Genomic DNA, 21,544 nt, shown 5'->3' on the forward strand with positions numbered 1-21,544 from the left:
TATTTGATCTGCGGTGTTATAATGCCGCGCCCTCGATATGGGGCTTTTTAACGACCCTCTTTTGGGTCTCAGTAGTAGTTGACATTAGCGGAGCACTAAAATGATCCAAGAACAGACTATGCTGAACGTCGCCGACAACTCCGGTGCACGTCGCGTAATGTGTATCAAGGTTCTGGGTGGCTCGCACCGTCGCTACGCAGGCGTAGGCGACATCATCAAGATCACCATCAAGGAAGCGATTCCGCGTGGTAAGGTCAAGAAAGGTGATGTGCTGAAGGCGGTAGTGGTGCGCACCAAGAAGGGTGTTCGTCGCCCGGACGGTTCTGTCATTCGCTTCGATGGTAATGCATGCGTTATTTTAAACAATAACAGCGAGCAACCTATCGGTACGCGTATTTTTGGGCCGGTAACTCGTGAGCTTCGTAACGAGAAGTTCATGAAAATTATCTCTCTGGCACCAGAAGTACTCTAAGGAGCGAATCATGGCAGCGAAAATCCGTCGTGATGACGAAGTTATCGTGTTAACCGGTAAAGATAAAGGTAAACGCGGTAAAGTAAAAAATGTCCTGTCTTCCGGCAAGGTCATTGTTGAAGGTATCAACCTGGTTAAGAAACATCAGAAGCCGGTTCCGGCCCTGAACCAACCAGGCGGCATTGTAGAGAAAGAAGCAGCTATTCAGATCTCTAACCTTGCTATCTTCAACGCGGCAACCGGCAAGGCTGACCGTGTAGGCTTTAGATTTGAAGAGGGCAAAAAAGTCCGTTTCTTTAAATCTAATAGCGAAACTATCAAGTAATTTGGAGTAGTACGATGGCGAAACTGCATGATTACTACAAAGACGAAGTAGTCGCTAAACTCATGACTGAGTTTAACTACAATTCTGTCATGCAAGTCCCTCGGGTCGAGAAGATCACCCTGAACATGGGTGTTGGTGAAGCGATCGCTGACAAGAAACTGCTGGATAACGCAGCAGCTGATCTGACAGCAATCTCCGGTCAAAAGCCGTTAATCACCAAAGCACGCAAATCAGTTGCAGGCTTCAAAATCCGTCAGGGCTATCCGATCGGCTGTAAAGTAACTCTGCGTGGCGAGCGCATGTGGGAGTTCTTTGAGCGCCTGATCACTATTGCTGTACCGCGTATCCGTGACTTCCGTGGCTTGTCCGCTAAGTCTTTCGACGGTCGTGGTAACTACAGCATGGGTGTCCGTGAGCAGATCATCTTCCCAGAAATCGACTACGATAAAGTCGACCGCGTTCGTGGTTTGGATATTACCATTACCACTACTGCGAAATCTGATGAAGAAGGCCGCGCTCTGCTGGCTGCCTTTGACTTCCCGTTCCGCAAGTAAGGTAGGGTTACTTAATGGCTAAGCAATCAATGAAAGCACGCGAAGTAAAGCGCGTGGCTTTAGCTGATAAATTCTTCGCTAAACGCGCTGAACTGAAAGCTATCATCTCTGATGTGAACGCAACCGACGAAGATCGTTGGAATGCGGTTCTCAAGCTGCAGACTCTGCCGCGTGATTCCAGCCCGTCTCGTCAGCGTAATCGCTGCCGTCAAACAGGTCGTCCGCATGGTTTCCTGCGGAAGTTCGGGTTGAGCCGTATTAAGGTCCGTGAAGCCGCCATGCGCGGTGAAATCCCGGGTCTGAAAAAGGCTAGCTGGTAATTGTCACCAATTGAATCACGGGAGTAAAGACAGATGAGCATGCAAGATCCGATCGCGGATATGCTGACCCGTATCCGTAACGGTCAGGCCGCGAATAAAGCTGCGGTCACCATGCCTTCCTCCAAGCTGAAAGTGGCAATTGCCAACGTGCTGAAGGAAGAAGGCTTTATTGAAGATTTTAAAGTTGAAGGCGACATCAAGCCGGAACTGGAACTGACTCTTAAGTATTTCCAGGGTAAAGCTGTTGTAGAAAGCATTCAGCGTGTCAGCCGCCCAGGTCTGCGCATCTATAAACGTAAAGATGAGCTGCCGAAAGTTATGGCGGGTCTGGGTATCGCGGTTATTTCTACCTCTAAAGGTGTTATGACTGATCGTGCAGCGCGCCAGGCTGGTCTTGGTGGCGAAATTATCTGCTACGTAGCCTAATCGGAGGAAAAAATGTCTCGTGTTGCTAAAGCACCGGTCGTTGTTCCTGCCGGCGTTGATGTAAAAATCAACGGTCAGGTTATTACGATCAAAGGTAAGAATGGCGAGCTGACTCGTACTATCAACGATGCTGTTGAAGTTAAACATGCAGATAATGCACTGACCTTCGGTCCGCGTGATGGTTACGCTGACGGATGGGCTCAGGCGGGTACCGCGCGTGCCCTGCTTAACTCAGTAGTTATCGGTGTTACCGAAGGCTTCACTAAAAAGCTTCAGCTGGTTGGTGTAGGTTATCGTGCAGCGGTCAAAGGGGATGTAGTAAACCTGGCTTTAGGTTTTTCTCATCCTGTTGAGCATAAGCTGCCGGCCGGTATCACTGCAGAATGTCCGACTCAAACTGAAATCGTGCTGAAAGGCGCTGATAAGCAGGTGATCGGCCAGGTTGCAGCAGATCTGCGCGCCTACCGTCGTCCTGAGCCTTATAAAGGCAAGGGTGTTCGTTACGCCGACGAAGTCGTGCGTACCAAAGAGGCTAAGAAGAAGTAAGGTAACACTATGGATAAGAAATCTGCTCGTATCCGTCGTGCGACCCGCGCACGCCGCAAGCTCCAGGAGCTGGGTGCAACTCGCCTGGTGGTACATCGTACCCCGCGTCATATTTACGCACAGGTAATTGCACCGAATGGTTCTGAAGTTCTGGTAGCTGCTTCTACTGTAGAAAAAGCTATCGCTGAACAATTGAAGTACACCGGTAACAAAGACGCGGCCGCAGCTGTGGGTAAAGCTGTTGCTGAACGCGCTCTGGAAAAAGGCATCAAAGATGTTTCCTTTGACCGTTCCGGGTTCCAATATCATGGTCGTGTCCAGGCACTGGCAGATGCTGCCCGTGAAGCTGGCCTTCAGTTCTAAGGTAGAGGTGTAAGATGGCTCACATCGAAAAACAAGCTGGCGAACTGCAGGAAAAGCTGATCGCGGTTAACCGCGTATCTAAAACCGTTAAAGGTGGTCGTATTTTCTCCTTCACAGCTCTGACTGTAGTTGGTGACGGTAACGGTCGCGTAGGTTTTGGTTACGGTAAAGCGCGTGAAGTTCCAGCAGCGATCCAGAAAGCGATGGAAAAAGCCCGTCGCAATATGATTAATGTCGCGCTGAACCACGGCACCCTGCAACACCCGGTTAAAGGTGTTCACACGGGTTCTCGTGTATTCATGCAGCCAGCTTCCGAAGGTACCGGTATTATCGCCGGTGGTGCAATGCGCGCCGTTCTGGAAGTTGCTGGAGTTCATAACGTTCTGGCTAAAGCATATGGTTCTACTAACCCGATCAACGTGGTTCGTGCAACTATTGATGGCCTGGAAAATATGAATTCTCCAGAAATGGTCGCTGCCAAGCGTGGTAAATCCGTTGAAGAAATTCTGGGGAAATAAACCATGGCAAAGACTATTAAAATTACTCAAACCCGCAGTGCAATCGGTCGTCTGCCGAAACACAAGGCAACGCTGCTTGGCCTGGGTCTGCGTCGTATTGGTCACACCGTAGAGCGCGAGGATACTCCTGCTGTTCGTGGTATGGTCAACGCGGTTTCCTTCATGGTTAAAGTTGAGGAGTAAGAGATGCGTTTAAATACTCTGTCTCCGGCCGAAGGCTCCAAAAAGGCGGGTAAACGCCTGGGTCGTGGTATCGGTTCTGGCCTCGGTAAAACCGGTGGTCGTGGTCACAAAGGTCAGAACTCTCGTTCTGGCGGTGGCGTACGTCGCGGTTTCGAAGGTGGTCAGATGCCTCTGTACCGTCGTCTGCCGAAATTTGGCTTCACTTCTCGTAAAGCAATGATCACTGCAGAAGTTCGTCTGTCTGATCTGGCTCATGTAGAAGGCGATGTAGTCGACCTGAACACGCTGAAAGCGGCTAACATTATCGGTATCCAGATTGAGTTCGCGAAAGTGATCCTGTCTGGTGAGGTATCTCGTCCGGTAACTGTTCGTGGCCTGCGCGTGACTAAAGGTGCTCGTGCTGCTATCGAAGCTGCTGGCGGTAAAATTGAGGAATAAGTAGCAGATGGCTAAGCAACCGGGATTAGATTTTCAAAGTGCCAAAGGTGGGATTGGCGAGCTGAAACGCAGACTTTTGTTTGTAATCGGTGCGTTGATTGTGTTCCGTGTTGGCTCTTTTATTCCGATCCCTGGTATTGATGCCACTGTACTTGCCAAACTGCTTGAGCAACAGCGAGGCACCATCATTGAAATGTTCAACATGTTCTCTGGTGGTGCTCTCAGCCGTGCTTCTATCTTTGCCCTGGGTATCATGCCGTATATTTCGGCATCGATCATCGTCCAGCTGTTAACGGTTGTTTATCAGCCGTTGGCGGAACTTAAGAAAGAAGGGGAGTCTGGTCGTCGTAAGATCAGCCAGTACACCCGCTACGGAACTCTGGTGCTGGCGATATTCCAGTCGATTGGTATTGCTACTGGTCTACCGAATATGCCTGGTATGCAGGGCCTGGTCATTAATCCAGGTTTTGCGTTCTATTTCACCGCTGTTGTAAGTCTGGTTTCAGGAACGATGTTCCTGATGTGGCTAGGCGAACAGATTACTGAGCGTGGTATCGGTAACGGTATTTCGATCATTATCTTCGCTGGTATTGTTGCGGGACTCCCGCCGGCCATCGCCCATACTATCGAGCAAGCGCGTCAAGGCGACCTGCACTTCCTCCTGTTGCTGTTGGTTGCAGTATTAGTATTTGCAGTGACCTTCTTTGTTGTCTTTGTAGAACGTGGTCAACGCCGTATTGTGGTTAACTACGCGAAACGTCAACAGGGTCGTCGTGTCTATGCTGCACAGAGCACACATTTACCGCTGAAAGTGAATATGGCAGGGGTAATCCCGGCAATCTTCGCTTCCAGTATTATTCTGTTCCCGGCTACCATCACGTCATGGTTCGGGGGCGGGACTGGTTGGAACTGGCTGACAACAATTTCGCTGTATTTGCAGCCTGGGCAACCGCTTTATGTGTTACTCTATGCGTCTGCAATCATATTCTTCTGTTTCTTCTACACGGCGTTGGTTTTCAACCCGCGTGAAACAGCAGATAACCTGAAGAAGTCCGGTGCATTTGTACCAGGAATTCGTCCGGGAGAGCAAACGGCGAAGTATATCGATAAAGTAATGACCCGCCTGACTTTGGTTGGTGCGCTCTACATTACCTTTATCTGCCTGATCCCGGAGTTCATGCGTGATGCAATGAAAGTACCGTTCTACTTCGGTGGGACCTCACTGCTTATCGTTGTCGTTGTGATTATGGACTTTATGGCTCAAGTGCAAACTCTGATGATGTCAAGTCAGTATGAGTCTGCATTGAAGAAGGCGAACCTGAAAGGCTACGGCCGCTAACAGGGCGCCCGAGAAGTTACGGAGAGTAAAAATGAAAGTTCGTGCTTCCGTCAAGAAATTATGCCGTAACTGCAAAATCGTTAAGCGTGATGGCGTCATCCGCGTGATTTGCAGTGCCGAGCCGAAGCATAAACAGCGCCAAGGCTGATTTATTCGCATATTTTTCTTGCAAAGTTGGGTTGAGCTGGCTAGATTAGCCAGCCAATCTTTTGTATGTCTGTACGTTTCCATTTGAGTATCCTGAAAACGGGCTTTTCAGCATGGTGCGTACATATTAAATAGTAGGAGTGCATAGTGGCCCGTATAGCAGGCATTAACATTCCTGATCACAAACATACCGTCATTGCATTAACTGCAATTTTCGGTATCGGCAAGACCCGCTCTAAAGCCATCTGTGCTGACACGGGTATCGCTGAAAATGTTAAGATCAGTGAGCTGTCTGAAGAACAAATTGAATCCCTGCGTGAAGCAGTAGGTAAATTTGTCGTTGAAGGTGATCTGCGCCGTGAAATCACCCTGAGCATCAAGCGTCTTATGGACCTTGGTTGCTATCGTGGTTTACGCCATCGTCGTGGTCTTCCGGTTCGCGGTCAGCGTACTAAGACCAACGCACGTACCCGCAAGGGTCCGCGTAAACCGATCAAGAAATAGTCGGGGTGATTGAATAATGGCAAAGGCACCAGTTCGTGCACGTAAGCGTGTAAGAAAACAAGTCTCTGATGGCGTGGCTCATGTCCATGCTTCTTTTAACAACACCATCGTTACCATTACTGATCGTCAGGGTAACGCGCTGGGTTGGGCAACAGCCGGTGGTTCCGGTTTCCGTGGTTCTCGCAAATCCACTCCGTTTGCAGCTCAGGTTGCAGCAGAGCGTTGCGCTGAAGCCGTAAAAGAATACGGCATCAAGAATCTGGAAGTTATGGTTAAAGGTCCGGGTCCAGGTCGCGAATCTACTATTCGTGCACTGAACGCCGCTGGTTTTCGCATCACGAACATTACTGATGTGACTCCGATCCCTCATAACGGTTGTCGTCCGCCGAAAAAACGTCGCGTATAACGCGTTCGTTTCTAGGATTGTTGGAGAAAGAAAATGGCAAGATATTTGGGTCCTAAGCTCAAGCTGAGCCGTCGTGAGGGCACTGACTTATTCCTTAAGTCTGGCGTTCGCGCGATCGATACCAAGTGTAAAATTGAACAAGCTCCTGGCCAGCATGGTGCGCGTAAACCGCGTCTGTCTGACTATGGTGTGCAGTTGCGTGAAAAGCAAAAAGTTCGCCGTATGTACGGTGTGCTGGAGCGTCAGTTCCGTAACTATTATAAAGAAGCAGCACGTCTGAAAGGCAACACTGGTGAAAACCTGTTGACTCTGCTGGAAGGTCGTCTGGACAACGTTGTATACCGTATGGGCTTCGGCGCGACTCGTGCTGAATCACGTCAGCTGGTTAGCCACAAAGCTATCATGGTAAACGGTCGTGTTGTTAACATCGCTTCTTATCAGGTTAAAGCGAATGACGTTGTCAGCATTCGTGAGAAAGCGAAAAAGCAATCTCGCGTGAAAGCCGCTCTGGAGCTGGCTGAGCAGCGTGAAAAGCCAACCTGGCTGGAAGTTGATGCTGGCAAGATGGAAGGTACGTTCAAGCGTCAGCCAGAACGTTCTGATCTGTCTGCGGACATTAACGAACACCTGATCGTCGAGCTTTACTCCAAGTAAAGCTTAGTACCAAAGAGAGGACACAATGCAGGGTTCTGTGACAGAGTTTCTAAAACCGCGCCTGGTCGATATCGAGCAAGTGAGTTCGACGCACGCCAAGGTGACCCTTGAGCCTTTAGAGCGTGGCTTTGGCCATACTCTGGGTAACGCACTGCGCCGTATTCTGCTCTCATCGATGCCGGGTTGCGCGGTGACCGAGGTTGAGATTGATGGTGTACTTCATGAGTACAGCACCAAAGAAGGCGTTCAGGAAGATATCCTTGAAATCCTGCTCAACCTGAAAGGGCTGGCGGTGAGAGTTCAGGGTAAAGATGAAGTCATCCTTACTTTGAATAAATCTGGCATTGGCCCTGTGACCGCAGCCGACATTACCCATGACGGTGATGTCGAAATCGTCAAGCCGCAACATGTGATCTGCCACCTGACCGATGAGAACGCTGCTATTAGCATGCGTATCAAAGTTCAGCGCGGTCGCGGTTATGTGCCGGCTTCTGCCCGAATTCATTCGGAAGAAGATGAGCGCCCAATCGGCCGTCTGTTGGTCGACGCATGCTACAGCCCAGTAGAGCGTATTGCCTACAATGTTGAAGCAGCGCGTGTAGAACAGCGTACCGACCTGGACAAGCTGGTCATCGAAATGGAAACCAACGGTACAATCGATCCTGAAGAGGCGATTCGTCGTGCGGCAACCATCCTGGCAGAACAACTGGAAGCTTTTGTTGACTTACGTGATGTACGTCAGCCGGAAGTGAAAGAAGAGAAACCAGAATTCGATCCGATCCTGCTGCGCCCTGTTGACGATCTCGAATTGACTGTCCGCTCTGCTAACTGCCTCAAGGCAGAAGCTATCCACTATATCGGTGATCTGGTACAGCGTACCGAGGTTGAGTTGCTGAAAACGCCGAACCTGGGTAAAAAATCTCTTACTGAGATTAAAGACGTGCTGGCTTCACGTGGTTTGTCTCTGGGCATGCGCCTGGAAAACTGGCCACCGGCAAGCATTGCTGACGAGTAACCGGATCACAGGTTAAGGTTTTACTGAGAAGGATAAGGTCATGCGCCATCGTAAGAGTGGTCGTCAACTGAACCGCAACAGCAGCCATCGCCAGGCTATGTTCCGTAACATGGCTGGTTCGCTGGTTCGTCATGAGATCATCAAGACGACCCTGCCGAAAGCGAAAGAACTGCGTCGCGTAGTTGAGCCGCTGATTACTCTTGCCAAGACTGATAGCGTAGCTAATCGTCGTCTGGCATTCGCCCGCACTCGTGATAACGAGATCGTGGCAAAACTGTTTAACGAGCTGGGCCCGCGTTTCGCGAGCCGCGCCGGTGGTTACACTCGCATTCTGAAGTGTGGCTTCCGTGCAGGCGACAACGCGCCGATGGCATACATCGAGCTGGTTGATCGCTCTGAATCGAAAGCAGAAGCTGCTGCAGAGTAATCTGTGGTAACGTAAAAAAACCCGCCCAGGCGGGTTTTTTTATATCCTCTATCATCCCGCTTCACTACAATATCTGTACTATTTTTGTTCATCTCCGGAGCCGTATCATGTGGTTACTGGATCAGTGGGCAGAGCGCCATATCCTCGATGCTCAAAACAAAGGTGAATTCGATAATCTTCCAGGTTGCGGAGAACCGCTTATGTTGGATGATGATTCACATGTTCCACCAGAGCTACGCGCCAGTTATCGGTTGCTTAAAAATGCAGGCTGTTTACCTCCCGAGCTGGAACATCGAAAAGAAGCAATCATGCTTGTTGACTTACTCAGGAACGTTCAGGAAAACGAGCCGTGCTATGTGGAGTGGAGTCGTCGTCTTGCCCTGGTTGAACTAAAACTACGGCAAGCAGGTCTTAATACTGACTTTTTGCGTGGCGATTATGTAGATAAGTTAGTGCATAAGATTAATGAGGAGCAATAATGTATCGCATCGGTGAACTGGCAAAATTGGCAGACGTTACTCCCGATACCATTCGCTATTATGAAAAGCAGCAGATGATGGAGCATAACGTACGTACTGAAGGAGGATTTCGTCTCTATTCTGACAACGATCTGCAGAGACTCCGTTTTATTCGTTACGCCAGACAATTGGGTTTCACATTGGAATCGATTCGTGAACTTCTTTCGATCCGAATAGATCCGGAGCATCATACTTGCCAGGAGTCGAAAGGTATCGTTAAGGCTCGTTTAAGGGAAGTTGAATCTCGGATCAAAGAGCTACAAACTATGCGTCGGTCATTGCAGCGGCTTAATGACGCATGCTGTGGGACCGCACACAGTAGTATTTATTGTTCGATCCTTGAGGCGCTTGAGCAAGGAGCCAGTAGCCAAAACGCAGAGCGTTGATTTCTACATCGCGCAGATCTACACTTGCATCGATTTTTTACTAATCAGGAGAGTTTATGAGCCACTATCAACATACTAAAGGGAAAATAAAAGATAACGCCATTGAGGCGCTACTTCATGACCCCTTGTTCAGGCAGCGAGTTGAGAAGAATAAGAAAGGAAAAGGAAGTTACCAGCGTAAAGATAAACATATGGGACGTAATGAGCGGGAGGCCAGTGGCAAGAAAGTGGAGCACTTTTTTACCACTGGCCTTTTGCTTTTAATATTCTAATTAAGAACGGTTGTTTTGTTCTTTTAGCAAGTCACGAATTTCACTAAGCAAGACTTCTTCTTTGCTTGGGGCCGGCGGCGCAGCTGGGGTCTCTTCTTTTTTACGGTTTAGTCTATTTATCAGTTTGATTGCCATAAAAATGGCAAATGCAACGATGACAAAATCAAAAACGTTTTGGATGAATACACCATAGTGCATGACGACTGCGGGGATATCCCCCTGTGCATCACGAAGCGTAACCGCAAACTGTTTAAAATCGATCCCGCCAATAAGCAAACCTAGTGGTGGCATGATTATATCGGCGACTAGTGACGATACAATCTTACCGAATGCGGCACCAATGATGACACCGACAGCCAGGTCAACAACATTCCCGCGCATCGCGAATTCGCGAAATTCTTTTAAAAAACTCATTTTATTCTCCTTGGGCCAACCAACACTGATAAGTTTAACAAATGTATTCCTATTTTCCATTGCCAGGGAATAATTGCATAGAAATATTATCCATTGATAAATAAGGGATAAAGGAAAGGCGCCAGCATGACGCCTGAAAACTACAGGAAGAAGGGACTTGGTTGGAAGAGTCTCTCAACATCGGAGATAAATTTTTTGTCAGTCAGGAACATAATGACATGATCGCCTTGCTCAATACGCAGATTGTTATTAGCTATCATGACATCATTACCGCGTACAACGGCGCCAATGATGGTTCCTGGGGGAAGTTTAATCTCATCGATCGCTCGGCCGACTACCCGTGAAGTGCTTTCATCACCATGAGCCACAGCCTCAATGGCTTCCGCAACTCCGCGTCGTAGTGAAGAAACGCCGACAATATCCGCCTTACGAACGTGGCTAAGTAGTGCAGATATTGTTGCCTGCTGTGGTGAGATCGCAATGTCGATCACGCTACCCTGAACAAGATCAACATAGGCACGACGTTGGATAAGTACCATGACTTTTTTGGCCCCCATACGTTTAGCTAACATCGCAGACATAATATTGGCTTCATCATCATTGGTGACTGCAATGAAGAGATCAACTTGATCAATATGCTCCTCAGCCAGTAATTCCTGATCTGAGGCATCTCCGTAAAAGACGATGGTATTTTGCAGTTTCTCTGCGAGTTCCGCTGCGCGCTGCTGGTTGCGCTCAATAAGTTTGACGCTGTAATCTTTCTCCAGCCGATGAGCAAGCCCAGCTCCGATGTTTCCTCCGCCGACCAGCATAATGCGCTTGTAGGGTTTCTCCAGGCGCTGAAGTTCGCTCATTACTGCGCGGATATGCTGAGATGCGGCGATGAAAAACACTTCGTCACCAGCTTCAACGATTGTTGACCCTTGCGGCCTGATTGGTCGATCGTGGCGGAAAATAGCTGCTACGCGCGTATCAATATGTGGCATATGTTCGCGCATAGTTGAAAGTGCATTACCGACCAGAGGACCGCCATAATAGGCCTTAACCACAGCCAGGCTGACTTTCCCTTCAGCAAAATTAACAACCTGTAGGGCGCCAGGATACTCAATTAAGCGATATATATTATTAATTACCAGTTGTTCTGGTGCAATCAGGTGGTCAATAGGGACAGCTTCTGAGTGAAAGAGCTTATCAGCATCGCGTACATAATCTGGAGAACGGATACGGGCAATACGATTTGGAGTATTAAATAGCGAATAGGCGACCTGGCAGGCTACCATGTTGGTTTCATCTGAGTTGGTGACTGCAACCAGCATGTCTGCATCGTCTGCACCAGCTTCACGTAGTACGCGTGGGTGCGAGCCATGCCCCTGCACTACACGCAGATCGAATTTATCCTGCAAGCTGCGAAGACGGTCGCCATTAGTATCAACTAGTGTAATATCGTTGTTCTCTCCAACTAGATTTTCCGCCAGAGTTCCGCCTACCTGTCCAGCGCCAAGAATAATAATCTTCATCAGCAGTGACCTGTTATTTCCGGTTTTTAATCAGCTTAGCGTAAAAGAATCCATCACCTTCTTCTGACCCAGGGAGATTTTGCAATCCTGGTTTCTCAAGAGTTCCCGTTGTGCTCAACTCTGCATCTGATGTGCGAGTAAGGAAAGCTGCAATTTGCTCACAGTTCTCTTCTGGTAAAATTGAGCAGGTGGCGTAAACCAGTGTTCCGCCGGGCTTTAGATGGGGCCAAATGGCATCAAGAATTTTGGCCTGCAGCTGTGCCAACTCGGCAATGTCACTATCGCGCCGCAACCATTTGATATCCGGATGGCGACGAATAACCCCTGTTGCGGAGCAAGGTGCGTCAAGCAGGATGCGATCGAATATTTCATCACCACACCATTGCTCTGGAGAACATCCATCACCCTGTTTAACCTGCGCCTTGAGGCCAAGGCGTTTAAGATTGTCATAGACGCGGGAAAGCCGCTGTTCATCAATATCAACGGCTATTACGCTAGCCTGTGGTGCCACTTCCAGTATATGGGTTGTTTTGCCGCCAGGTGCCGCGCAGAGGTCGAGAATCCTTTCTCCGTTCTCGGGGGTCAAATAATGCATACAACCTTGCGCTGAAGCATCCTGGACTGTAACCCAACCTTCATCAAAACCCGGTAAGGAATGAACAGGGGCTGGAGATGCCAGACGAACAGCATCCGGGTAGCCTGAATGTGCAAAGCCTTGTAACCCTGCTTCTTTCAGTAACTCGAGCCATTCATCGCGAGAGTGATGGGTGCGGTTAACGCGTAACCACATTGGCGGGCGTTGATTATTGGCATCTGCAATCTCCTGCCACTGCTGTGGCCAGGCCTGTTGAATGCGTTTAAGTAGCCATTTGGGGTGGAGGAAGCGATTTTCGGTTTGTGCAAATTCAGCCAGCAGTTCTTCCTGTTGGCGTTGAAACTGACGCAACACTCCGTTAATAAGCCCCTTCAACTGGGGACGTTTAACGGCGACTGCACCTTCCACCGTTTCTGCCAGTGCGGCATGAGCAGGAATGCGGGTGTACAGCAACTGATATAAACCCACCATGATTAAAAAATGAATAGTGCGTTGCTTGCCCTTCATCGGGCGATCCATCAGTTTATTGATTAACCATTCAAGCTGATTCAGCGTGCGCAGAACGCCAAAACACAGCTCTTGCAGTAGGGCTTTATCTTTTTCACTGACTTTCTGCTGTAACGGAGGCAAAACGTTACTTAACGATTGCCCTTGTTCAACGACTTGCTCAATTGCCTGGGCAGCCAGGCTGCGTAAGTTAAGATTTTTTTTCATAAGAGTAAAAATAAAAATGCCCGGCGAAACCGGGCTTTAGAAGAGAGAACCGTCAGGCGAGACGATGACCGGGGATAAACCACTCCCGACGAGAATTCAGCAAGTCCTGCGCACTCATTGCTTTTTTACCCGCTGGCTGAAGCGACTCCAGATTCAGGATACCGTCGCCAGTTGCCACCTGGATACCCAATTTGCTGACTGCCACGATAGTGCCGGGTTCAGCACTGCTTGTATCGGTGCTAACAGATGCACGCCAGACTTTTACTGGTTGTTCATCAATTTCTAGCCAGCTTATTGGCCATGGATTGAACGCCCGAATGCAACGTTCAAGCTGCACGGCAGAAAGTGACCAGTCAATACGTGCTTCTTCTTTGCTTAGCTTCTCGGCATAGTTGACTAGCGTTTCGTCTTGTACTTCAGGTTTTGCTGTACCACTGACCAGTTGAGCCAGAGTTTCCAGTAATCCTTGTGGTCCAAGAACCGCCAATTTATCGTACAAGCTACCGCTGGTGTCTTCTCCAGTAATTGGGCAAGACAGTTTATACAACATATCACCAGTATCGAGCCCTACGTCCATTTGCATAATGGTCACGCCTGTCTCGGTATCACCAGCCCATAATGCACGCTGGATTGGCGCCGCACCGCGCCAACGTGGCAACAAAGAACCGTGAACGTTGAGGCAACCCAGACGTGGCATGTCCAGAACCGGCTTGGGGAGGATTAATCCATAAGCAACTACAACCATCACATCGGCGTTCAGCGAGGCAACCAGCTGCTGATTTTCCTGCGGGCGCAGTGAAGAGGGTTGAAATACCGGCAGGCCATTTGCTTCAGCCAGTATTTTGACAGGACTCGGCATGAGTTTTTTGCCACGACCTGCAGGCCTGTCTGGCTGAGTGAATACACCGACGATCTCATACTCAGATGACAACAGTGCGTCAAGATGACGCGCTGCAAAATCGGGCGTACCCGCAAAAATTATACGTAATGATTGTGACACGTTAGTCCTTGTCTTCAGGCTCGTGCGTTCAGGCGATCCAGTTTTTCAACTTTCTGGCGGATACGCTGTTGCTTAAGCGGGGACAGATAATCAATAAATAGTTTGCCTACTAGATGATCCATTTCATGTTGGATACAAATAGCCAGTAAACCATCGGCTGACAGTTCAAACGGCTTACCTTCACGATCCAGTGCCCGAATCCTTACTTTTTCGGCACGTGGTACCAACGCACGCTGCTCAGGAATGGAAAGGCAGCCTTCCTCAATCCCAGTTTCACCGTCTTTTTCCAGCAATTCTGGATTAATTAACACCAGACGCTCTTCTCGGTTCTCTGACACATCAATAACAATAATACGCTGATGGATGTCCACCTGCGTAGCGGCCAGACCAATGCCTTCCTCAGCGTACATTGTCTCGAACATATCATCGACGATACGCTGAATTTCCGCATTCACTTCTTTGACCGGCTCAGCGACTTTGCGAAGGCGCTCGTCCGGAATATGTAACACTTGCAAAACTGCCATAAAGATCCAGAGTTGTATTCAGGAGTTGATAAGATTATTAGCTCTATTCTAGACAAAACCCCCCGCAATTGACAGTCTCGCTGTCCAATCGCAAAGATTGCTAAAGCCGCTTATGGCAGAGGGGGATAGGGATGACGCCTACAGAAATTTGGTTACGCCTGATGAAAGTGAGCAGCCTGTATGGCGACGAAATGGTGATGGTTGCTCATCAGTTATGTTCAATCCCAACAATAGATCATGAGAGTTTGAATGCCTGCGGTTTGAATAAGGTGCAATCGAAACATTTTCTTGGAATTAATCAACGTGAGATTGATACAACACTGCAATGGCTGGAACGACCAAATTGTTATCTACTCACTGCTGACGATCCTCTCTATCCTCCCCAGCTACGAGCAATTGTGGACTATCCTGGCGCACTTTTAGCTTGTGGTGATCCGATATTACTGAGCAGCCGACAGTTAGCCGTAGTGGGCAGTCGCGCGCATTCATGGTATGGCGCTCGTTGGGGGAAAATGTTTTGTGAGGTTTTAGTTCGCTATGGCATTACGATCACTAGCGGATTGGCTTTAGGTATTGATGGTATAGCTCATCGTGGTGCACTGGAGGGGCAAGGAAAAACCGTTGCCGTTTTAGGGAATGGTTTAAGAGAGATTTATCCTCGCCGCCATCAAGCATTAGCAGAACAGATAACTAGCAGTGGAGGCGTTGTACTCTCCGAATTTCCTCTTTTTACTCCCCCATTACCGGGCAACTTTCCCCGTCGTAACCGGATTATCAGTGGATTAAGTGTTGGCGTATTGGTTATCGAGGCAGCATTAAAAAGTGGCTCATTAGTGACTGTTCGCTGTGCTCTGGAACAGGGAAGGGAAGTCTTCGCATTACCCGGACCTATTGGTAGTCCTGGTTCCGAAGGTCCACATTGGCTTATCAAGCAAGGAGCCATTCCAGTTACCGCACCGGAAGATATAGTTGAATATTGGCAGCATGAGCTGCTATGGGTCTTCGATGAGCCTGATAACGTAAATAATTGCGACAATCAGCCACCTGTAGCATTGCCATTTCCAGAGCTCCTGGCTAACGTAGGAGATGAGGTAACACCTGTTGACGTTGTCGCTGAACGTGCCGGCCAATCTGTGCCAGTGACCGTAGCTCAGCTACTTGAACTGGAGTTAGCAGGCTGGATCGCAGCTGTACCCGGCGGCTATGTCCGATTAAGGAGGGCAAGCCATGTTCGACGTACTCATGTATTTGTTTGAGACTTACATCCATAACGAAGCAGAAATGCGAGTGGACCAGGATAAACTGACTCGGGATCTTACCGATGCTGGTTTTGAACGGGAGGACATCTATAACGCGCTGATGTGGCTCGAGAAACTGGCTGACTATCAAGAGGGCCTTGTTGCGCCCATGCAGCTTGCTTCTGACCCACTCTCCTTACGAGTATATACCGATGAGGAGTGTCAGCGTTTGGATGCGAGCTGCCGAGGATTCTTATTATTCCTTGAGCAAATTCAGGTGTTGAACCTCGAAACGCGGGAAATGGTGATAGAACGCGTACTGGCGCTGGATACGGCAGAGTTCGATTTGGAGGATCTGAAGTGGGTCATCCTGATGGTGCTGTTTAATATTCCGGGCTGCGAAAACGCCTATCAGCAAATGGAAGAATTACTCTTCGAAGTAAATGAAGGTATGCTGCATTAATCTTTTCGCAGCGACACTAGAGTTGTTATGACCAAATCAGCACTGTTTTCGGTGCGTAAAAACGAGCCTTGCCCCCAGTGTGGGGCTGAACTTGTAATACGTTCTGGGAAACATGGGCCTTTTCTCGGCTGTTCACATTATCCGGACTGTGATTATGTCCGTTCCCTGAAGAATCAGGCGGACGGGCATATTGTCAAAGTTCTGGAGGGTCAGGTGTGTCCGTCTTGCGGCGCCATATTGGTACTGCGGCAAGGACGTTTTGGTATGTTTATTGGTTGTAGCAACTATCCAGAATGTGAGCATACTGAACTCATTGATAAACCTGATGAGACTGCAATAGCCTGCCCGCAGTGTAGTCAGGGACATCTGGTCCAACGTCGTTCACGTTTCGGAAAAAACTTTTATTCCTGCGATCGCTACCCTGATTGTCAGTTCGTCATTAATTTTAAGCCAGTGGCGGGTGAGTGCCCAGAGTGTCATTACCCTCTACTAATCGAAAAGAAAACGGTGCAGGGCGTAAAGCGTTTTTGTGCCAGCAAACAATGTGGAAAGCCGACACCGGCGGAATAATCAGTGAATAATAACCTGCTCTCAGAAACCATCGCACATGCAGTTTCGGTCCTGAACAATGAACTTGTCATCGCCTATCCTACGGAAGCTGTTTTTGGCGTCGGCTGTGATCCCGATAGCGAAAAAGCTGTCATGCATTTGTTGGCGCTTAAACAGCGACCGGTTGATAAAGGACTGATTCTAATCGCCGCTAACTTTGAACAGCTCAAACCTTATATTGATGATTCACAACTTAGCGATGAGCGGCGTGCTGCTATTTTTTCCTGCTGGCCTGGGCCGGTGACCTTTGTATTCCCTGCTCTCAATTCTACACCCCGTTGGTTGACCGGCCGTTTCGATTCTCTGGCAGTGCGAGTAACGGATCACCCGCAGGTAGTTGAGTTATGTGAGGCTTACGGTAAACCATTGGTTTCTACTAGCGCCAATTTATCTGGTGAGCCACCTTGCCGTACGACTGCTGAGGTTTATGCGCAGTTTGGCGCTAGCTTCCCGGTAGTTGATGGGGTAACCGGTGGGCGTCAGAATCCTTCTGAAATACGTGATGCCTTGACGGGCGAACTCTTCCGCCAAGGATAACTTATGGAAACCTACGCAGTATTTGGACACCCGATTGCTCATAGCAAGTCACCATCTATTCATCAGCTCTTTGCGAAGCAGCTGCAGATTACGCATCCATATGGGCGAGTCCTGGCTCCCCTTGATGATTTCGTAAATACTCTTAACGCTTTTTTTGGTGATGGTGGCAAGGGAGCTAACGTCACCGTTCCTTTCAAAGAAGAGGCTTTCGCGCGAGCAGATGAGTTAACCGAACGCGCGGCACTGGCCGGTGCTGTTAATACCTTTAAACGGCTGGAGGATGGCCGGTTGCTGGGGGACAACACCGATGGCGTGGGGCTACTGAGTGATTTAGAACGACTCGATTTCATTAAACCTGGTTTTCGGGTTCTGCTTATTGGTGCAGGTGGTGCTTCACGTGGCGTATTGCTGCCTCTTTTATCGCTGGATTGCGCTGTCACTATTGTGAATCGTACATTTTCGCGTGCGCATGAACTGGCAACGCTGTTTGCTCATACTGGCAGCGTCCGTGCTCTGGATATAGAAGCATTAAATGGTCAGGTGTTTGATCTCATCATTAATGCCACATCTAGCGGTATTGAAGGAGAAGTCCCTGCTATCCCCGTTTCGCTAATCAACACTTATGTCTATTGCTATGACATGTTTTATCAGAAAGGTTGCACGCCATTTTTACGTTGGTGTCAGCAACATGGTACTAAAAGATGTGCAGATGGGCTGGGAATGCTGGTGGCACAGGCCGCACACTCAGTACTATTGTGGCACGGTGTTCTGCCGGAAATTGCCCCTGTAATTCTGGCTTTGCATGAGGAATTGAACACGTGAACCAGGCTATTCAATTTCCCGACAGGGAAGTATGGGATGACGAGCGTCAGTGTATCGCTTTTCCAGCATTAGTTAACGGTATGCAACTGATCTGTGCCATAAAGCTAACAACGCTTCAGCAACGTTTTGGTGACGAAGATCCCGAACTGTGCCTGGCCGCATTTCGTGAGCATCGTTGGGATCTGGAAGAGGAAGCCCACGAATTAATCTGCGACCAGCAAGAAGACGCTCAAGGATGGGTCTGGTTTTCCTGAGCCAGATAATCATTTTTCCATTTCACATAGTTGTTTGCTGAATACCTTAGCCCCACAATTTCCGCCTCCGTGAGGGGGCGTATTTGTTTAACCGGGTTGCCAAAATAAAGGTAGCCGCTTTCCAGACGTTTGTTTTGTGGAACCAGACTACCGGCACCAATCATGACGTCATCCTCCACAATGACACCATCCAGTACAATCGACCCCATACCAACCAGCACGCGGTTAGCTATAGTGCAGCCGTGCAGCATAACTTTATGACCAACGGTCACATCATCGCCAATAATCAGTGGATTGCCATGTGGATTATATGAAGACTTATGAGTGACATGTAAGACGCTGCCGTCCTGAATGTTGGTGCGCGCGCCTATTTCCACATAATTCACATCACCGCGAATTGTGACCATTGGCCAAATACTGACATCATCATCAATTCTGACATCGCCGATCACCACGCTACTGGTGTCGATCATCACGTTTTGACCTATTTTCGGGGATAAATCTTTATAACGACGTAGATTCACAGGCATGCTTACCTCAATAAACCAGGGGATGAAGAGACTTTGGTAGCTTTTGGGACCATCTGCAACCCTTTGGCGTGGTAAAAATTAGGCGAATTGAGTATAAACCCTGCGAAAAGGGTGAAAAAACATCATTTGGAAAAAAAGATCTAAAAAAGGCTTGTGCAAAAAGATGGGATCCCTATAATGCGCTCCCACTGACACGGCAGATGTGAATCACTTCACACAAACAGCCGGGTCGGTTGAAGAGAAAACCTGAAAATAAGAGGTTGACTCTGAAAGAGGAAAGCGTAATATACGCCACCTCGCAACGGTGAGCGAAAGCCGCGTTGCACTGCTCTTTAACAATTTATCAGACAATCTGTGTGGGCACTCAAAGTGACATGGATTCTTAACGTCGCAAGACGAAAAATGAATACCAAGTCTCTGAGTGAACATACGTAATTCATTACGAAGTTTAATTCACGAGCATCAAACTTAAATTGAAGAGTTTGATCATGGCTCAGATTGAACGCTGGCGGCAGGCCTAACACATGCAAGTCGAGCGGTAGCACAGAGAGCTTGCTCTCGGGTGACGAGCGGCGGACGGGTGAGTAATGTCTGGGAAGCTGCCTGATGGAGGGGGATAACTACTGGAAACGGTAGCTAATACCGCATAACGTCGCAAGACCAAAGTGGGGGACCTTCGGGCCTCATGCCATCAGATGTGCCCAGATGGGATTAGCTTGTTGGTGAGGTAACGGCTCACCAAGGCGACGATCCCTAGCTGGTCTGAGAGGATGACCAGCCACACTGGAACTGAGACACGGTCCAGACTCCTACGGGAGGCAGCAGTGGGGAATATTGCACAATGGGCGCAAGCCTGATGCAGCCATGCCGCGTGTATGAAGAAGGCCTTCGGGTTGTAAAGTACTTTCAGCGAGGAGGAAGGCATTGTGGTTAATAACCGCAGTGATTGACGTTACTCGCAGAAGAAGCACCGGCTAACTCCGTGCCAGCAGCCGCGGTAATACGGAGGGTGCAAGCGTTAATCGGAATTACTGGGCGTAAAGCGCACGCAGGCGGTCTGTCAAGTCGGATGTGAAATCCCCGGGCTCAACCTGGGAACTGCATTCGAAACTGGCAGGCTAGAGTCTTGTAGAGGGGGGTAGAATTCCAGGTGTAGCGGTGAAATGCGTAGAGATCTGGAGGAATACCGGTGGCGAAGGCGGCCCCCTGGACAAAGACTGACGCTCAGGTGCGAAAGCGTGGGGAGCAAACAGGATTAGATACCCTGGTAGTCCACGCTGTAAACGATGTCGACTTGGAGGTTGTTCCCTTGAGGAGTGGCTTCCGGAGCTAACGCGTTAAGTCGACCGCCTGGGGAGTACGGCCGCAAGGTTAAAACTCAAATGAATTGACGGGGGCCCGCACAAGCGGTGGAGCATGTGGTTTAATTCGATGCAACGCGAAGAACCTTACCTACTCTTGACATCCAGAGAACTTAGCAGAGATGCTTTGGTGCCTTCGGGAACTCTGAGACAGGTGCTGCATGGCTGTCGTCAGCTCGTGTTGTGAAATGTTGGGTTAAGTCCCGCAACGAGCGCAACCCTTATCCTTTGTTGCCAGCGGTCCGGCCGGGAACTCAAAGGAGACTGCCAGTGATAAACTGGAGGAAGGTGGGGATGACGTCAAGTCATCATGGCCCTTACGAGTAGGGCTACACACGTGCTACAATGGCATATACAAAGAGAAGCGACCTCGCGAGAGCAAGCGGACCTCATAAAGTATGTCGTAGTCCGGATCGGAGTCTGCAACTCGACTCCGTGAAGTCGGAATCGCTAGTAATCGTGGATCAGAATGCCACGGTGAATACGTTCCCGGGCCTTGTACACACCGCCCGTCACACCATGGGAGTGGGTTGCAAAAGAAGTAGGTAGCTTAACCTTCGGGAGGGCGCTTACCACTTTGTGATTCATGACTGGGGTGAAGTCGTAACAAGGTAACCGTAGGGGAACCTGCGGTTGGATCACCTCCTTACCTTAAAGAACCTGCCTTTGTAGTGCTCACACAGATTGTCTGATGAAAAATTAGCAGTAAAAAATCTCTGCAGGCTTGTAGCTCAGGTGGTTAGAGCGCACCCCTGATAAGGGTGAGGTCGGTGGTTCAAGTCCACTCAGGCCTACCAAATTTGCCCTGATACTGTGTTGTGAAACGACTCGCATACGTCAGTATGCTTCGTCATTCCACGCCTTGTCTCAGGACAAATTATCGGTACAGAGATAAGTTTTTACGATGGGGTTATAGCTCAGCTGGGAGAGCGCCTGCCTTGCACGCAGGAGGTCTGCGGTTCGATCCCGCATAGCTCCACCATCCTTTTACTGCAAAAAACAAGAAAACTTCAGAGTGTACCTGAAAAGGTGCACTGCGAAGTTTTGCTCTTTAAAAATCTGGATCAAGCTGAAAATTGAAACGACACGCTGCGTCTGTTCTCCGTAAATAAGAACAGCATGACGGTGTGTTCGAGTCTCTCAAATTTTTGCA

32 protein-coding genes, 2 tRNA genes and 1 rRNA gene are annotated in these 21,544 nt (G+C 49.1%); 29 read left to right on the forward strand and 6 right to left on the reverse strand.

Features of this window, described 5'->3' with window-relative positions; genetic code table 11:
- The first annotated feature begins 100 nt into the window (after positions 1 to 100).
- The 20 genes from rplN (at position 101) to AC07P6_RS02670 (ending at position 9,813) form a co-directional block, all read left to right on the forward strand.
- Positions 101 to 472, forward strand: coding sequence for a 50S ribosomal protein L14 (gene rplN, locus AC07P6_RS02575; protein WP_000613954.1), 372 nt, complete (start codon positions 101 to 103; stop codon positions 470 to 472).
- A 10-nt stretch (positions 473 to 482) separates the two neighbouring features.
- Positions 483 to 797 carry a 50S ribosomal protein L24 gene (gene rplX / locus AC07P6_RS02580; RefSeq protein WP_110275021.1) on the forward strand — a complete coding sequence of 105 codons (315 nt, stop codon included), beginning with the start codon at positions 483 to 485 and terminating at the stop codon, positions 795 to 797.
- 14 nt (positions 798 to 811) lie between these two features.
- Complete coding sequence (gene rplE, locus AC07P6_RS02585; protein ID WP_003031123.1) at positions 812 to 1,351, forward strand: 50S ribosomal protein L5; 540 nt, start codon at positions 812 to 814, stop codon at positions 1,349 to 1,351.
- Positions 1,352 to 1,365: 14 nt separating this feature from the next.
- The gene (gene rpsN / locus AC07P6_RS02590) at positions 1,366 to 1,671 is read left to right on the forward strand and encodes a 30S ribosomal protein S14 (RefSeq protein ID WP_002919667.1); all 306 of its coding nucleotides are present in this window, start codon (positions 1,366 to 1,368) and stop codon (positions 1,669 to 1,671) included.
- 33 nt (positions 1,672 to 1,704) lie between these two features.
- Positions 1,705 to 2,097 carry a 30S ribosomal protein S8 gene (gene rpsH / locus AC07P6_RS02595; protein WP_004106343.1) on the forward strand — a complete coding sequence of 131 codons (393 nt, stop codon included), beginning with the start codon at positions 1,705 to 1,707 and terminating at the stop codon, positions 2,095 to 2,097.
- A gap of 12 nt (positions 2,098 to 2,109) precedes the next feature.
- Positions 2,110 to 2,643 (forward strand): 50S ribosomal protein L6, encoded by a 534-nt coding sequence (gene rplF, locus AC07P6_RS02600; RefSeq protein WP_110275023.1) that lies wholly within the window; start codon positions 2,110 to 2,112, stop codon positions 2,641 to 2,643.
- 9 nt (positions 2,644 to 2,652) lie between these two features.
- Entirely contained in the window at positions 2,653 to 3,006 is a 354-nt protein-coding gene (rplR, locus tag AC07P6_RS02605; protein ID WP_000358960.1) for a 50S ribosomal protein L18, read from the forward strand.
- A 14-nt stretch (positions 3,007 to 3,020) separates the two neighbouring features.
- Positions 3,021 to 3,524 (forward strand): 30S ribosomal protein S5, encoded by a 504-nt coding sequence (gene rpsE, locus AC07P6_RS02610; protein ID WP_004106339.1) that lies wholly within the window; start codon positions 3,021 to 3,023, stop codon positions 3,522 to 3,524.
- Between the two features lie 3 nt (positions 3,525 to 3,527).
- On the forward strand, positions 3,528 to 3,707 hold the full coding sequence (gene rpmD / locus AC07P6_RS02615) for a 50S ribosomal protein L30 (protein WP_001140434.1): 180 nt from the start codon (positions 3,528 to 3,530) through the stop codon (positions 3,705 to 3,707).
- 3 nt (positions 3,708 to 3,710) lie between these two features.
- Positions 3,711 to 4,145 carry a 50S ribosomal protein L15 gene (gene rplO / locus AC07P6_RS02620; protein WP_110275025.1) on the forward strand — a complete coding sequence of 145 codons (435 nt, stop codon included), beginning with the start codon at positions 3,711 to 3,713 and terminating at the stop codon, positions 4,143 to 4,145.
- Positions 4,146 to 4,152: 7 nt separating this feature from the next.
- Positions 4,153 to 5,484 carry a preprotein translocase subunit SecY gene (gene secY, locus AC07P6_RS02625; protein WP_478315597.1) on the forward strand — a complete coding sequence of 444 codons (1,332 nt, stop codon included), beginning with the start codon at positions 4,153 to 4,155 and terminating at the stop codon, positions 5,482 to 5,484.
- A gap of 31 nt (positions 5,485 to 5,515) precedes the next feature.
- The gene (gene rpmJ, locus AC07P6_RS02630; RefSeq protein WP_000868187.1) at positions 5,516 to 5,632 is read left to right on the forward strand and encodes a 50S ribosomal protein L36; all 117 of its coding nucleotides are present in this window, start codon (positions 5,516 to 5,518) and stop codon (positions 5,630 to 5,632) included.
- Positions 5,633 to 5,778: 146 nt separating this feature from the next.
- Complete coding sequence (gene rpsM, locus AC07P6_RS02635; RefSeq protein ID WP_004106333.1) at positions 5,779 to 6,135, forward strand: 30S ribosomal protein S13; 357 nt, start codon at positions 5,779 to 5,781, stop codon at positions 6,133 to 6,135.
- 16 nt (positions 6,136 to 6,151) lie between these two features.
- Positions 6,152 to 6,541 (forward strand): 30S ribosomal protein S11, encoded by a 390-nt coding sequence (gene rpsK, locus AC07P6_RS02640; protein WP_004138423.1) that lies wholly within the window; start codon positions 6,152 to 6,154, stop codon positions 6,539 to 6,541.
- A gap of 33 nt (positions 6,542 to 6,574) precedes the next feature.
- Positions 6,575 to 7,195, forward strand: coding sequence for a 30S ribosomal protein S4 (gene rpsD, locus AC07P6_RS02645; RefSeq protein ID WP_004125897.1), 621 nt, complete (start codon positions 6,575 to 6,577; stop codon positions 7,193 to 7,195).
- Positions 7,196 to 7,220: 25 nt separating this feature from the next.
- Positions 7,221 to 8,210 (forward strand): DNA-directed RNA polymerase subunit alpha, encoded by a 990-nt coding sequence (locus AC07P6_RS02650; protein ID WP_002919219.1) that lies wholly within the window; start codon positions 7,221 to 7,223, stop codon positions 8,208 to 8,210.
- A gap of 40 nt (positions 8,211 to 8,250) precedes the next feature.
- Positions 8,251 to 8,637, forward strand: a complete 387-nt coding sequence (gene rplQ / locus AC07P6_RS02655) for a 50S ribosomal protein L17 (protein WP_001216372.1) — start codon at positions 8,251 to 8,253, stop codon at positions 8,635 to 8,637.
- A gap of 107 nt (positions 8,638 to 8,744) precedes the next feature.
- Positions 8,745 to 9,116, forward strand: coding sequence for a DnaJ family domain-containing protein (locus AC07P6_RS02660; RefSeq protein ID WP_478315598.1), 372 nt, complete (start codon positions 8,745 to 8,747; stop codon positions 9,114 to 9,116).
- On the forward strand, positions 9,116 to 9,541 hold the full coding sequence (zntR, locus tag AC07P6_RS02665) for a Zn(2+)-responsive transcriptional regulator (protein ID WP_112217271.1): 426 nt from the start codon (positions 9,116 to 9,118) through the stop codon (positions 9,539 to 9,541). The genes AC07P6_RS02660 and zntR overlap by 1 nt, the downstream gene beginning before the upstream one ends.
- Positions 9,542 to 9,597: 56 nt before the next feature.
- Positions 9,598 to 9,813 carry an alternative ribosome-rescue factor A gene (locus AC07P6_RS02670; protein WP_110275035.1) on the forward strand — a complete coding sequence of 72 codons (216 nt, stop codon included), beginning with the start codon at positions 9,598 to 9,600 and terminating at the stop codon, positions 9,811 to 9,813.
- Here AC07P6_RS02670 and mscL read toward each other — a convergent pair whose 3' ends face one another.
- The 5 genes from mscL to def form a co-directional block, all read right to left on the reverse strand.
- On the reverse strand, positions 9,814 to 10,227 hold the full coding sequence (gene mscL / locus AC07P6_RS02675) for a large-conductance mechanosensitive channel protein MscL (protein ID WP_182235105.1): 414 nt from the start codon (positions 10,225 to 10,227) through the stop codon (positions 9,814 to 9,816).
- A gap of 140 nt (positions 10,228 to 10,367) precedes the next feature.
- Positions 10,368 to 11,744: a Trk system potassium transporter TrkA gene (gene trkA, locus AC07P6_RS02680; protein WP_110275039.1), complete on the reverse strand. Its 1,377-nt coding sequence runs from the start codon at positions 11,742 to 11,744 to the stop codon at positions 10,368 to 10,370.
- Positions 11,745 to 11,757: 13 nt separating this feature from the next.
- Positions 11,758 to 13,053: a 16S rRNA (cytosine(967)-C(5))-methyltransferase RsmB gene (gene rsmB / locus AC07P6_RS02685; protein WP_478315599.1), complete on the reverse strand. Its 1,296-nt coding sequence runs from the start codon at positions 13,051 to 13,053 to the stop codon at positions 11,758 to 11,760.
- Positions 13,054 to 13,105: 52 nt separating this feature from the next.
- Positions 13,106 to 14,053 (reverse strand): methionyl-tRNA formyltransferase, encoded by a 948-nt coding sequence (gene fmt, locus AC07P6_RS02690; protein WP_478315600.1) that lies wholly within the window; start codon positions 14,051 to 14,053, stop codon positions 13,106 to 13,108.
- Between the two features lie 14 nt (positions 14,054 to 14,067).
- Positions 14,068 to 14,577 (reverse strand): peptide deformylase, encoded by a 510-nt coding sequence (gene def, locus AC07P6_RS02695; RefSeq protein ID WP_112217276.1) that lies wholly within the window; start codon positions 14,575 to 14,577, stop codon positions 14,068 to 14,070.
- 131 nt (positions 14,578 to 14,708) lie between these two features.
- Here def and dprA point away from each other — a divergent pair, with 131 nt between their 5' ends.
- Genes dprA through AC07P6_RS02725 form a run of 6 tightly spaced genes read left to right on the forward strand, consistent with a single transcriptional unit; the run spans position 14,709 to position 18,500 of the window.
- Positions 14,709 to 15,833, forward strand: a complete 1,125-nt coding sequence (gene dprA / locus AC07P6_RS02700) for a DNA-protecting protein DprA (protein WP_478315601.1) — start codon at positions 14,709 to 14,711, stop codon at positions 15,831 to 15,833.
- Positions 15,805 to 16,278, forward strand: a complete 474-nt coding sequence (smg, locus tag AC07P6_RS02705) for a DUF494 family protein Smg (RefSeq protein WP_004125874.1) — start codon at positions 15,805 to 15,807, stop codon at positions 16,276 to 16,278. The genes dprA and smg overlap by 29 nt, the downstream gene beginning before the upstream one ends.
- A gap of 27 nt (positions 16,279 to 16,305) precedes the next feature.
- Complete coding sequence (locus AC07P6_RS02710; protein WP_142513300.1) at positions 16,306 to 16,848, forward strand: DNA topoisomerase family protein; 543 nt, start codon at positions 16,306 to 16,308, stop codon at positions 16,846 to 16,848.
- 3 nt (positions 16,849 to 16,851) lie between these two features.
- Entirely contained in the window at positions 16,852 to 17,424 is a 573-nt protein-coding gene (gene tsaC, locus AC07P6_RS02715) for an L-threonylcarbamoyladenylate synthase type 1 TsaC (RefSeq protein ID WP_434661318.1), read from the forward strand.
- Between the two features lie 3 nt (positions 17,425 to 17,427).
- Positions 17,428 to 18,246: a shikimate dehydrogenase gene (gene aroE / locus AC07P6_RS02720; protein WP_478315602.1), complete on the forward strand. Its 819-nt coding sequence runs from the start codon at positions 17,428 to 17,430 to the stop codon at positions 18,244 to 18,246.
- Entirely contained in the window at positions 18,243 to 18,500 is a 258-nt protein-coding gene (locus AC07P6_RS02725) for a DUF1488 family protein (protein ID WP_112217281.1), read from the forward strand. The genes aroE and AC07P6_RS02725 overlap by 4 nt, the downstream gene beginning before the upstream one ends.
- Here AC07P6_RS02725 and AC07P6_RS02730 read toward each other — a convergent pair.
- Entirely contained in the window at positions 18,476 to 19,030 is a 555-nt protein-coding gene (locus AC07P6_RS02730) for a gamma carbonic anhydrase family protein (RefSeq protein WP_182235098.1), read from the reverse strand. The two genes, AC07P6_RS02725 and AC07P6_RS02730, sit on opposite strands and share 25 nt — an antisense overlap.
- Positions 19,031 to 19,500: 470 nt before the next feature.
- Between AC07P6_RS02730 and AC07P6_RS02735 the strand changes: the two genes are divergently transcribed.
- The 3 genes from AC07P6_RS02735 to AC07P6_RS02745 all read left to right on the forward strand — a co-directional run bounded on the left by AC07P6_RS02735 (position 19,501) and on the right by AC07P6_RS02745 (position 21,373).
- Positions 19,501 to 21,040 (forward strand): 16S ribosomal RNA (locus AC07P6_RS02735).
- A gap of 71 nt (positions 21,041 to 21,111) precedes the next feature.
- Positions 21,112 to 21,188: transfer RNA gene (locus tag AC07P6_RS02740), tRNA-Ile, on the forward strand.
- Between the two features lie 109 nt (positions 21,189 to 21,297).
- A tRNA-Ala gene (locus AC07P6_RS02745) sits at positions 21,298 to 21,373 on the forward strand.
- The last annotated feature ends 171 nt before the right edge of the window (positions 21,374 to 21,544 follow it).

It is taken from the genome of Klebsiella sp. GFKo11, assembly GCF_056490265.1.